The organism is Agrobacterium sp. K11 (genome assembly GCF_059429395.1).
This window is the reverse complement of the sequence record NZ_JCAHRB010000017.1, coordinates 35,498-46,923: the sequence shown is the minus strand read 5'-3', so window position 1 is coordinate 46,923 and position 11,426 is coordinate 35,498. Positions and strand designations below refer to the sequence as shown.

Annotated in this window: 12 protein-coding genes and 2 pseudogenes; 7 read left to right on the top strand and 7 right to left on the bottom strand. The window is 56.5% G+C overall.

The features are described 5' to 3' along the window. Nucleotides 1-53: 53 nt before the first annotated feature. A pseudogene (locus AC5SEO_RS25350) lies at nt 54-314 on the top strand (IS110 family transposase); the annotation flags it as partial. Nucleotides 315-1,194: 880 nt separating this feature from the next. Beyond that, nucleotides 1,195-2,409 (top strand): GGDEF domain-containing protein, encoded by a 1,215-nt coding sequence (locus AC5SEO_RS25345; RefSeq protein WP_112286226.1) that lies wholly within the window; start codon nt 1,195-1,197, stop codon nt 2,407-2,409. A 111-nt stretch (nt 2,410-2,520) separates the two neighbouring features. Here AC5SEO_RS25345 and AC5SEO_RS25340 read toward each other — a convergent pair whose 3' ends face one another. After that, on the bottom strand, nt 2,521-3,774 hold the full coding sequence (locus AC5SEO_RS25340; protein WP_495363991.1) for a type II toxin-antitoxin system HipA family toxin: 1,254 nt from the start codon (nt 3,772-3,774) through the stop codon (nt 2,521-2,523). Continuing rightward, entirely contained in the window at nt 3,767-4,078 is a 312-nt protein-coding gene (locus tag AC5SEO_RS25335; protein ID WP_112286225.1) for a helix-turn-helix domain-containing protein, read from the bottom strand. Before AC5SEO_RS25335 ends, AC5SEO_RS25340 begins: the two co-directional genes overlap by 8 nt. Nucleotides 4,079-4,324: 246 nt before the next feature. On the opposite strand from AC5SEO_RS25335, the gene AC5SEO_RS25330 reads away from it, so the two are divergent. Then, nucleotides 4,325-4,549, top strand: a complete 225-nt coding sequence (locus AC5SEO_RS25330) for an NAD(P)-binding domain-containing protein (RefSeq protein ID WP_003519121.1) — start codon at nt 4,325-4,327, stop codon at nt 4,547-4,549. Nucleotides 4,550-5,357: 808 nt separating this feature from the next. Here AC5SEO_RS25330 and AC5SEO_RS25325 read toward each other — a convergent pair. From AC5SEO_RS25325 to AC5SEO_RS25315, 3 genes are all read right to left on the bottom strand, one after another. Beyond that, nucleotides 5,358-6,173 (bottom strand): oxidoreductase, encoded by an 816-nt coding sequence (locus tag AC5SEO_RS25325; protein ID WP_065706105.1) that lies wholly within the window; start codon nt 6,171-6,173, stop codon nt 5,358-5,360. A gap of 79 nt (nt 6,174-6,252) precedes the next feature. Then, complete coding sequence (locus tag AC5SEO_RS25320) at nt 6,253-7,032, bottom strand: SDR family NAD(P)-dependent oxidoreductase (protein ID WP_112401689.1); 780 nt, start codon at nt 7,030-7,032, stop codon at nt 6,253-6,255. A gap of 69 nt (nt 7,033-7,101) precedes the next feature. Further along, entirely contained in the window at nt 7,102-7,398 is a 297-nt protein-coding gene (locus AC5SEO_RS25315; protein WP_495364137.1) for a YciI family protein, read from the bottom strand. Between the two features lie 127 nt (nt 7,399-7,525). Here AC5SEO_RS25315 and AC5SEO_RS25310 point away from each other — a divergent pair, with 127 nt between their 5' ends. The 4 genes and pseudogenes from AC5SEO_RS25310 to AC5SEO_RS25295 all read left to right on the top strand — a co-directional run. Beyond that, nucleotides 7,526-7,957 carry a winged helix-turn-helix transcriptional regulator gene (locus AC5SEO_RS25310; protein ID WP_112157831.1) on the top strand — a complete coding sequence of 144 codons (432 nt, stop codon included), beginning with the start codon at nt 7,526-7,528 and terminating at the stop codon, nt 7,955-7,957. 554 nt (nt 7,958-8,511) lie between these two features. Then, the gene (locus tag AC5SEO_RS25305) at nt 8,512-8,808 is read left to right on the top strand and encodes a type II toxin-antitoxin system RelE/ParE family toxin (protein WP_003519134.1); all 297 of its coding nucleotides are present in this window, start codon (nt 8,512-8,514) and stop codon (nt 8,806-8,808) included. Nucleotides 8,809-8,812: 4 nt separating this feature from the next. Continuing rightward, nucleotides 8,813-9,127, top strand: a complete 315-nt coding sequence (locus tag AC5SEO_RS25300; protein ID WP_003519136.1) for an addiction module antidote protein — start codon at nt 8,813-8,815, stop codon at nt 9,125-9,127. A gap of 630 nt (nt 9,128-9,757) precedes the next feature. After that, nucleotides 9,758-10,009: pseudogene (locus AC5SEO_RS25295) on the top strand (sigma factor); the annotation flags it as partial. Here the strand turns inward: AC5SEO_RS25295 and AC5SEO_RS25290 are convergent. After that, the gene (locus AC5SEO_RS25290) at nt 9,996-10,424 is read right to left on the bottom strand and encodes a RidA family protein (protein WP_112157828.1); all 429 of its coding nucleotides are present in this window, start codon (nt 10,422-10,424) and stop codon (nt 9,996-9,998) included. The pseudogene AC5SEO_RS25295 and the gene AC5SEO_RS25290 sit on opposite strands and share 14 nt — an antisense overlap. Before the next feature lie 85 nt (nt 10,425-10,509). Continuing rightward, complete coding sequence (locus tag AC5SEO_RS25285) at nt 10,510-11,157, bottom strand: LysE family translocator (protein WP_112157826.1); 648 nt, start codon at nt 11,155-11,157, stop codon at nt 10,510-10,512. Nucleotides 11,158-11,426 lie beyond the last annotated feature (269 nt).

The window sequence follows — 11,426 nt, the reverse complement described above, 5'->3', positions numbered from 1 at the left end:
CTAAGAATCTCATCCAGATTGTCGCCAGCGTCTCATCCTGATTGCCGCGCTACAAACTTGGCCACGATGTTCGCTTGATCCCGCCAGCTTACGTGAAGCCGTTTGTCAAAAGGCAGAAGAATGATGCGGCCGACGCAGAAGCGATCGTTGAAGCAACGACCCGGCCGTCGATGCGGTTTGTCGTTCCGAAGACTGAGTCCAAGCAGGCCTGCTCCATGCTCTTCCGGACGCGGGACCTCTTCGTTCGTCAGCGAACGCAGCTTATCAATTCCCTTCGAACATATTTGGCCGAGCATGGTGTCATTGCACCTCAACTGCCAGTCACAGTCTTGCAAGAGAGGCCGCTTCACTGACCGCCCAGCTTTCGCAATTCAACCTGACCGGGATGGCCTCGGTGCAGTCCACAGCACTCCGCACTTCAGCCCCGTGCGATGGCCGCAGCGCCGCCGCTGCCATCTAACGACATTGTGGGCGTACCAAGAGCACGCCGAGTTGCTGGATCCGGCGGTAGTAAGCAAGGCAACTGGGAAGAGTTCTGAAAATCCTGCTCCGGAGCATTTCGTGCTCCGGAGCAGCCCAGCGTTTTTGTAATAAGCACCTATAGCCCCATATAACGGGCCCGGGGTCGGATCAGCTTGTCATCCAGCTTCTGCTCCATTGGATGACCGACAGCAGGAGTTCGTCCTCATCGGCGCAGATTCCATGAACCAGGGCGGCTATTCGGACAGAGCCGGATGCATGCCTGATCGAGAACACCGGATACGTGCCTAAGCGCTGGCAGGATATGCCTGATTCGTTCCCGGCGTGGCAAAAGCTGGCGGATGGCGGCTGCAAATGCGGATCGGGCCATCCGCTAGTTTTGTGGGCCCGCCTCTCACCATGGTCTTCTCGATCCTTGCACACCCTGCCATTGTTAAGGCAACTCAAAATGCGCGGACTTACTCGGCAAGCGAATGCAGCGGGTTTCCCGTATCGGGCGATGGTCCAAGCACCGATAATACTTTCGCGAGACAAGTCCCCTTGTATTGTCGAATTCGATCAGCCGGCAAGCCCTTTGCGGAACGCACCCCTAGCTTTAGCGCCGGCATCAACAGCACGTTTAACGCTACGCCAACCATGTCGGCAATATGAGTGGCGATGTAAAGAATCTTAAAGGGGCGATCCTGTAGGCTTTGACGTAAGGCAGGCAGAGCGATGCAGATCGATTTACAAACTCTTTGGTACTTAACAGTCGGAACGCTCCTGGTGTCAGCGTCGCTTCTCCTTTGGGAAAGGCAGGCTTATCCAGGTCGCGCGCACGTGCTCGATGTTCTGGCCGCGGCACTCTTCGCGTTCGTTCTCGGCTGCATGCTTGCAATGAACCGCAGCCACTTTCCGGTCGCACTCGGCATGGGGGCGATCAACATCCTAATGATGTTGGGCTACCTTTTGGTGCTTAATGCCATCGCTGGCCTCGACGGTCACCGGTATCTCTGGTCGTCCGTCGCAGCGCTAAGCTTCCTAGCCATCGCCTGGGCGATCGCTGGCACGCACTTCCCGGCCGCCTTCTGGAACCATGTCTCGTCTATCCCCATCGCGCTGACCTGCGGCCTGACAGCATGGATACTTCTGCGCAGCCGCACGGTCCAGCGGTTGCGCTCACGTCCTATCGCAGTATCGATCTCGGCCGTCCATGCTGTGTTCTACCTCGGCCGAGCGTTCATTGCGCCTGTTCTCCTTGAGCGGTACGGGCAAGATATTATCTCCATCGTCGCGAACGCGACGATGTACGAGGCCGTCTTGTACTCGGTAGCGATGCCGATGTCCTTTCTGATGATTATTCGAGAGGAGGAAAAGCTCCACCTGCTCCGCATGTCACAAACCGATCAGTTGACCGGGCTTGCAAATCGTCACGCCTTTTTTGAGCAGGCATCTCGGATGCTCCGGGAGCGGCATTCTGACCCCGTCTCACTGCTCGCCTTCGACCTCGACCACTTCAAGGCGATCAACGATCGTCATGGACATCAAACCGGAGATAAGGTTTTGCAGCAGTTCGCCGAAACCGCCCGCGAAGAAGCCGGGCCCGACGCGCTTATTGTCCGGCTGGGCGGTGAGGAATTCGCTGCGCTTCTGCCACGGTGCGACCATTCCCAAGCTCTCAGTCGCGGCTTGGCCATCGCAAGCCACTTCGCCAAAGCAGCCACTCGGGCAGAGGGCTTGGAAATCCATGCCACCGTCAGTATCGGCCTTGCGGCACCAGACTGCCACGACCTCGCCGGGATGCTTGCAAGCGCCGATGGCGCGCTGTACCGCGCGAAAGCCCTTGGGCGGAACCGCGTTGAGGCAGCACGGTCAAACGTATCGAGGCAACAACCCTCAGCCAATCCCGTGCCTCATCATTTGCGAATAGTGGCGACGGGGGCGTCCTGATTCGATGTATCGCTTTTTGGCGAGGACGCTCTTGAACGGATTCGAACCAGCGACCCTATCGGCATTGGTGGATTATGTAACTGCTAACGAGTTACGCAAAAACACCAATTGCTAATTCGCGCACGTGCCGAGGATCGGCGACATCAGCTTGATGTGGGCATCAATCCGTTCCAATACTCTATCGGGTAGAACAGCTCGTTCAGGCAGAGACCACCAAGACTGGTTGACGCGCTCGACGGTCTCCGTAACAGCCTTCAGCACAGCAGCTTCAGGCAGTCGCGCGCGATGCGCGAAGACTTTCCATCGCTGGGCGTTCATTGCCTTGAACGGCCTTTCACCGGCCAGCGACAGTGCCATGGCGTCCGACGGAATGTAAGGGACTGTCGAGAGCACATCATAGACTGGGGCGAGTGCCGGCTTGTCACCCTTCCCATGATAAATCAGCGACCAATTCTTGAGGTGCATGTCGCCATTGCCTGTCAGGACTGCCAAAGCCAGTCGTCGGACGAACTCGAGGGCTGCCGCTGAAGAAACGGCGATCCCAATAGCCACAGCGATATCATGATATGCGGCCCCCTCATATTTTTGAGACGGATAGACGCCGAATACCTGAGCGAAATCTTCGATATGGATGCGTTCACCACCGGCAACGCGATCGAAACGTTTGACGAGGAGGACTTTACCGTCGGACAATGTCTCAAACTCCTCCGGGATACCCTCGAACTGCGATTGTTCCACGAGCTCGCGTTCCGGCACGTCCATACCAATCGCTTCGGCCAATGCGAGATTTGCAAATTCGTTTTCCGAGACACCGGGAAATGATGTCGATGGAAACTTGGCGATATATGAACCCTGCTCGTCGCCTAAGGGGATCGTCAGACCGCCGCCCTTGCCTGTGTTTTTGATGACGGAGAGTTTCATCTGCACGCCGGCGAGCGAAAACCGGGCCTTCGGTCTCGAGGGTGTCAAACCCTCATTACGAACAACGCTGCCTTCGCTCGGCACAATTCGGACAGCCCCCGGCAGATCCGATCCGAGTGCTGCAAGCAAATCGAAATCATTTCCTGCTCGCACGCTGCCCGAATGGTGCCTCTCCATCGCCTCGCGCAGTTTATCCTCTGGAAGAAGGTTCGCAAAGAACGATGGCAAAGCCCTTGCGACAGGCTTCGGGTCCTTCCGCAAACCCCCATGTGCCGCGCGAAATGACAAACTGAGCACTGGGAAACCACCCGTCTGACGATAGCTCTGCTCAAAGCTGAACGCGTTGAAGTCTCCCGGCGTCCTCACGATCATGCCGACCTTCAGGTCATTCAGCAGCACGTCCATTGAGGTCATAGATCTTGGATCAAGAGGCGCATCAGACATTGCCATCACCATCAGGACTGGCGACGAAAGCAGCAAGGTCATCTTCGGCGCCATCTGGCTGCAGTAAAGCTTCAACCGCCGGGACCATCGCTTGAGGGATGAGCATCAGTTCCAGACCAAGCGCACGACCAATGTTGATCAGAGTGGTCGTACGGGCAGCGCTGGCTCCAGCCTCAATCTCGCGGTACCGCGGTCGCGATATACCCGCCATATCCGCAACCTGCTCCTGGGTGAGGCCCAAAGTCTTGCGCGACGTCTTGAGCAGCCGCCCTGTGTCCTGAAGAGCCTCCGAACCCGACTTCATATGATACCTTAACGATTCATCTTTCCCATTATGATATGTTTACGTATCTCACAGCATCTGCTCATGTCAAACGAAATGCCGCCAATAGGGATCATATCAGACTAAAAGATCTTCTTACAGATCAATTTTATTTCCTCCACTGAGACGATCTGGGCAACGAAACTGGAAGCACCCCGCAATACACCCTTCTTTAAAAGTCCGCTCCTATCCGCCTGGCAACATGCCTGCCGAGCAGGAAGACAAGGCATGAGGATTGGCTTCATCGGGGCCGAGCACATCAGTAAGGCACTGGCCCGGCTTGCAGTCGCCAACGGACATACCGCGACGCTCAGCAATTCGCGCGGACCAGAACCCCTGCGCGAGGCAGCGGCCGAAATTGGTTGTCAGGCCGCTGTTGTATCCGACGTGCCCTCGTCCAGCGATGTGATGGTTCTCACAGTGCCGTTCGCAGCTTGCACCGCAGTTCCTTGATGGCAAGATTGTCATCGATGCGAACAACTACTACCGGGATAGGGATGGATGTATCGATGCGCTCGACCAGCGCGAGACGAAAACGTCGCAACCGATCGCAAACCAATTCCAAGGGTCGACGATCATCAAGGCGTTCAAGGCCATTCTGGAGAACGACCTCCTCGATCCTGTTGCACTTCCAAACAGAGCTAAGTGTGCCTTGCCGATTGGGGGTGACGATGCCCCCAACAAGGTGATTGTGACCACCCTACAAGCGGAGTTCGGGTTCGATACTGTAGACGTCGGCCCCCTCGCTGATAGCTGGCGTTTTGAGCGGGCCAAGCCCGCTTACTGCATCCCGCTCGATAAGGACGGTGTCATTGCGGCACTCGCTGCGGAGGAACGGGATAAGGAACTCCCAGAGGGGTCGTGGAGGCGTTAGCCCAACAAGGGGCGGCTCAACGAAGGGGCCGCCACTTGAATTCGCGACCTTCGGAGTGAAAATGTTAGGTGCACTCATTGTCCGCTATGGGCGAAATTGGACTTTGCTCGAACTCGTTTCGCTTTAAGTAAGCGCGAAAGCGCTTGACCTCAACCCGCCGATTAGAGAAGCGCCGCATCGCGGAAGGCGGGACCGACTACCCCGGCGAAAACGCTCCGTCAACTTCTGCTTATGCGGCTTCGCTCATAGCAACCCGGCCCAGTTCCGCCGATAGCCATGGATCAACCGACAGATCTCGCTGCCCACAACGCCCTCGGATATCCACTATCGTCGCTGAGTTGAAGACGTTTCCATCGTGAGGAGGCGTCTTCCCGAGTGCCACCGTCGTCAGGCAGGCAGCTTCATCTGCTTGCGCAGGCTCTTGTCGAACGCGCTTGCGGGTACGAAGCGTCGCAGGAAATGCAGTTGCCGCGCCGCCTTGGTGGCGGGGTAGCGCAACTTCGGCGACTTTACTGTCGCCGCCTTCACGACGGCTTCCGCGACAAGCTCCGGCGCATCGCCTGCCTTGATGGCACTGTTCCACACGGCTTCCGTTGTCTTGCGGCCCGCATCGTAGACGCTCGTCATGCGGTCGGGCTGTTTCGCGTTGTGGTCAAGCGCCGTGTTCGTAAAGGCAGGCTCGACCAGGAGGACCCTGATACCGAGCGATCTGACTTCGTGATCGAGAGACTCCGAGTAACCCTCGACGGCATGTTTCGTGGCGGTGTAAAGCGCGCTGAACGGACTGGGAATGAAGCCAACCACCGAACTGATGTTTATGATGCGCCCGCTACGCTGCCTGCGCATGATCGGTAGGACCTCGTTAGTCGTCCGGACGATCCCGAAGACGTTGAGATCGAAAATAGCCTGCGCCTGTTCAACGGATGATTCCTCGGCGCCACCGATGAGGGCCCCGCCCGCGTTGTTAACGAAGATGTCGATACGGCCAGTGCGGCTGACGACTTCGGCGACCATTGCAGCCACCGAAGCGCTGTCGGTCACGTCGCATTCAAGCATCGTGATCCCCGCGACCGTCCCCGTCCTCGCCTTCCGACTTGTTCCAAAGACCTGGTAGCCGGCCGACACCAGAGCCTTGGCCGCGGCAAGACCGATCCCGGATGCCGCGCCAGTGACGACGGCGACGCTACGATTGTTCGTGTTCATTTCAATTCCTTTCGTTCGCCCGATACAGGGCGGTGTTGATGGCGCGGGAGTTGCAAGGGGTCCCCGCGAGGTCGAAGTGTCATGAGTTGGAGCGGTATCGCGCGGCGGGTTCGGAGTTGCTAAAGCCTGCGGCCAAGACGCCACGCGCCTGCTCGAAGGCATCCCATGCGGCGACGTCGGGCACGGGCGGGATCGTCACCAGCTCCTTCCGGTCAAACCCGATCAGCGCCGCGTCGACGAGGTCTTCCACTTCCATCAGGTTCTGGACACGGTTGATGTCACCTCCTGCCCGCTCGAAGATTTCCGTACGTGTCGCGGCGGGCAGGACAGCCTGGACGTATACGCCCTTGGAAGAGACTTCTGCGGCTAGGCTCTGCGACATGGTCAGCACATAGGACTTGGTGGCGGCATAGATGCCGTGGGAATATTCGGGTAAAAGCGCCATCACCGAGGCGATGTTGACGATCGACCCGCTGCCCCGCTCCACCATGCCCGCGATTACCGCGGAAGCCAGTAGCGTCGGAGCGACGACGTTTAGACGAAGCAGTGTTTCCATCGCCGCAGGATCGGCCGACGTGAATCCGCCGAGCAATCCTGCCCCGGCGTTGTTGACGAGAATGTCGATAGACGGCTCTGCCTTCAAGCGTTCGGCGACCGTGCCGAGTTGCGTCGGGTCTGTAAGGTCGGCCGTGATGTTCTCGACGGCGATGCCATATGCCAGGCTAAGTTCGGCGGCCAGCGTTTCGAGGCGATCGGTCGCCCGGGCGACGAGAACGAGGTCATGTCCCCGAGCGGCTAGCCGTCGTGCGTAGACGGCGCCGATACCGCTGGACGCTCCGGTAATGAGTGCGATGGTCATAGAGGTTCCTTCCGTCGGTCGCGTGACGGCCGATAATTCGTGGCATGAGGAGACATGGGGTTTGCGGGCTCAGCCGCGATGCTTGATGTGAAGCATGGGATAATGCTCGTAGTGGCCAGCGCCGTTTTGCACGATCGGGTCAAGCGAGGTCAGCGCCTCGATATTTTCGTCGTCTTCAATCTGATAAAGCGAGACGCCGTAACCGCCAGCGGGGTCTATGACAGGCCCGTGCGCCACGATTTTACCTTCCCCGAGAAGCCTGTCGAGATAAGTGCCGTGCTGGCCCATCCAGGTCTTTTCGTCGGTCGTCATCGTGGCGAGGAAATCCGGGCGCGGGGGTATGTATTTGCAGAGATAGAACTTCATCGTCGTCTTCCTGATGGGGACTGGGCACTGGCTGTTTTCGACGGCCAACAGAAATTTACGCTGGAATGTCGATGGATAAAGGGTTACTATCATTTTAGGAGTAAGTCACTATCAAAATGAGATCCACATGAAAAATCTTTCGAACCAGCCATGCCTCATTGCCCGGAGCCTTGCTCTCGTAGGCGATGCATGGAGCATGCTGATCATGCGCGACGCCCACGCCGGGTCCACGCGGTTCGACGAGTTTCGCAAAAACCTCGGAATTGCGCCGACACCGCTGGCGACACGTTTGGCTGCCATGACGGAAGAAGGACTTCTCGAAAAGCGCCGCTACTCGGAACGCCCACCTCGCGACGAGTATGTCCTCACCGATGCAGGGCGGGACTTTCTCCCGGTCCTTTTCGCGCTAGCGGCCTGGGGCGGAAAGCATCGCGGCGGTGGCGAGTTCACCCGCTTCTTCGATGAAGGCTTGGGCACGGAAATCGAGCCGGTGATGATCGATAGAACCACGGGCGAACTCATCGGGACGCGTCCCATCAAGATCGTGATGCCTGGCTGACGTCGATCTATGGCGATCTTTTCACTTGGTGTTTCCGCATGTCACCGCTTGGTTGAGCGCACGGCGGCCCTCACAAGCACGTCGGTCGAGAGCAGTATCGTGGACACGAGGGCTGCGACCGACAGAAGCCCTGCCATTCTCTCCGAATAGCGCACCGTCTCGGTGTCGACCGACTTCGCTGTTGAGTAATAATGATGGTCGTCCGGTAAACTGTCGTGCGACAGGATGTGAACCCGTGCACCCGCCGGAAACGGAAATTATTTCCGCGTAGTGGCCATTTCCAGTTCCGAACGCCTTGATGAGATACCGGCGACCCCGTCGCTTGGGTCACTTGTATTTGCATCAATTTGCGCTCGGAGTGCTCGGTCTTAGGCCACGCAAAGCGGGCAAAACGCTATGGACAGCCGCAACAGGAAAAACAGGCCATTCGGATTTGATGAAGATTGGACCCGCGGCAATCATATGGCTGACATTTGTAATAAAAAGATCAAAACATCCAGCCCCCCAGAGCGCCACCGCCTTGAGTTTATGTCCCCTATGGGTTACATAAACTCATGTTCACGATTAGGCGCACCCGTGATTATGCGGACTGGATCAAAACGCTAAAAGACTTTCGTGCTCAAGCTCGAATTGCCGACCGCATTGACCGTCTCGCTGCGGGAAATCCTGGGGATGTGAAGCCAGTCGGCGAAGGCGTGAGCGAACTCCGCATTAATTATGGGCCTGGTTATCGTGTCTATTTTGTCCGGGACGGGTCGGTCGTTTATGTTCTTCTTTGCGGTGGCGACAAGGGTACCCAGGACAAAGACATTCGATTAGCTAAAAAACTAGCACAGCAATTGAAGGAGTAATCGCATGCCACTTGAGACATTTGAGTACGACTCCGCCGAATTCCTTGAGAGTGAGGAAGCGATCGCTGAATATCTTTTAGCTGCTAGCGAAGATGGAGACGCAAACCATATCGCTCGCGCTCTTGGTGTTGTCGCGCGCGCGCGCGGCATGTCGGATCTCTCTCGGAATACCGGACTTACACGACCTGCTCTCTACCGAGCATTAAGTGGCGATGGCAACCCAGAGTTTGGGACGATTGCGAAGGTAGCTGACGCCCTTGGTTACAGGCTAAATCTTGTTTTGAAATCCAGCAGCGGTTCGAACGCCGCGGCGAAGTGAACGGCACATTCGAACGTTTTCTAAACGCTTTTTGGGCTCGAGACAGACCGAGGTAGCCGATTTCTCATGGTTTAAGCTCTTGAAAAGAACCGAACCGGCGACTGGGTTGGTCATACGGCTTAATTGTATGAAAATACGTCAGTGGCGCCGCAACACTGAAATGTCGGGATTTTGCAAAGTCAAAATGACCAACCTCTTCTACTTGCCTCTTCAACACGCGACCCTTGCTCCAGCAATTTAGCCCCCGGCTGGAGCGGCTGGGCCGAATTGTGAGGGTAGGAAGGGGCGGCGGGTCATTTGCCCCTTTGGCTTTAACTTCCTCGATTCACGGCAGGGCAGTCTGCTTTGCTCCGATACTGTTAAAAACTCCAGCAGGCAGCATTTCGTTCGGGCTCACTGAAACAATATTGCGCATATCGAGCTCCGCCAACACGTCAAACGCAAAGTGGTTTCACCTCTCCCGCACCGTCGGAAAACTATACCTGACGATCCGGGCAAGGCGCGCCCTTTCCGATGCTCAGGGGAGTTTCTCAACAGTATCCTCCCTCAGCAGACATCATCGAAACAGGGCCATCCAATTTTCTTCAGTGCTTTTGGAATAAAAGCGCCTTGAGTTCCGTATACTAAATCATGGACCCGAAGAACCGACCGTTTGACGTTATTGGACAGCGATCGAGCTTGCAGCGTTTTGCTCGTTCACTCGTGCGGAACTCCAACGATGCAGACGACCTCGTACAGGACGCGCTTGTCAAAGCATACGAACGGCAACGCTCTTTCAAAAGCGATGGAAACCTGCGTCACTGGCTCCTGTCCATCCTGCACAACACGCATGTCGACCGCTACCGATCAGCCTTGGCACGACAGCGCTCTATTCCAACGGGTGCGAAGGTATAGCTGCCACGCCCTTGATTTCCACAAGAAGACCGGGATGGGCAAGTTCAGAGACGCCGATGCAAGTCCAAGCGCATGTTCCGCGGGGGAAAATCCGGTCCTTTACCTTGCGAAACGTATGCATGTGCTGCTGTAACCCGACATGGTATGTAGTCAATTCGACAACATCTTCGAAACTGCCACCTGCCGCCGACAAAACGGTAGCTAAGTTTTCCCAACACGCTTCGAATTGCTTCTCTGGGTCGTTGATGACATTCATGTTGGCATCGCGTCCAACCTGGCCCGCGCAGAAAAGGAGGTTTTCGACGCGTACTGCAGGGACATAGCCTGCCCGCTCCAGAATGGCCTTCATTGCCAGCGGCACGATAATTTCGCGATTCACTAATGATCCTTTCTTCGTCTGCATAGGCTAAACCAAATTAGCGAAGTGAGCGCACTGATGCGGGGCGGTCATTGTGTTGACCGCCTTACCCGGAATTAGATTGAGACGATCAGGCAGGGCTCTTTGCCAATAACAAGCGACCGCCTAGCAAAATCAAAGCCGTTCCGGAGATGGTTTTGATCCTTTTGGCGATGTGCGGGCGATTGAGAAAACCGGTGACGCTGCCGATAAGGAGGACAACTACGCCGTAGAAACCTAGAGCGATCAAGGCATGTGTGAGTGCAAGCGCGGCGCCATTTACAAGCACGTCCTGTTGGTGGCCCTCCAAGAATTGGGGGAAGACCGCAACGTAAAAGATCGCCGGTTTCGGATTGAGGAAGTTGCTGAGATATCCGCGAACGAAGGCTTTCGGAGCTGTCAGGCTCATTGGAACCCGGCTTGGAATTATGACAGATGCATCCAGACCGCGCAGCGACAAGAGAGATTTAATCCCCAGCCAGATGAGATAGGCTGCGCCCAACAGTTTCATCAATGTGAACAAGATTGCCGAAGCTGCGATCACCGCCCCCACTCCAACAAGTGCCAACGTGGCATGAGAAACGATGGCTGCGGCGAACCCGAATACCATCCCGAAGCCGGTCAGCTTCGTGTTACTCGGCGAATTGGCTAGGAGCAAAGCAAGGTTGGGTCCCGGTGTCACCACGATCATGGTAACGATAGAGATGAATATGAAGTACTGATGCAGAGGGATGGACATGGCAACGACCTTGCGGTTTGGGCACAATTAGAGCGTACTGCATCCGGCCGTTTTCCGGCCTTGATCATACGAAGGAATTCGGGTCGAGACAAAGTTATCGGGCACGGTGCTCCCGGGCAACAGATATGCAGACCACCGTTTCAACGAGGCTGAAAAGTTGAGACATTCTACAATCATCGGAGTGCGCTCCTGCTGTACCTTCCATGGCGATCTGCATTGAAGGCCCGCGACGACATCAGGCTTTAAAGCGCGATGTTGGATCGCGGGAA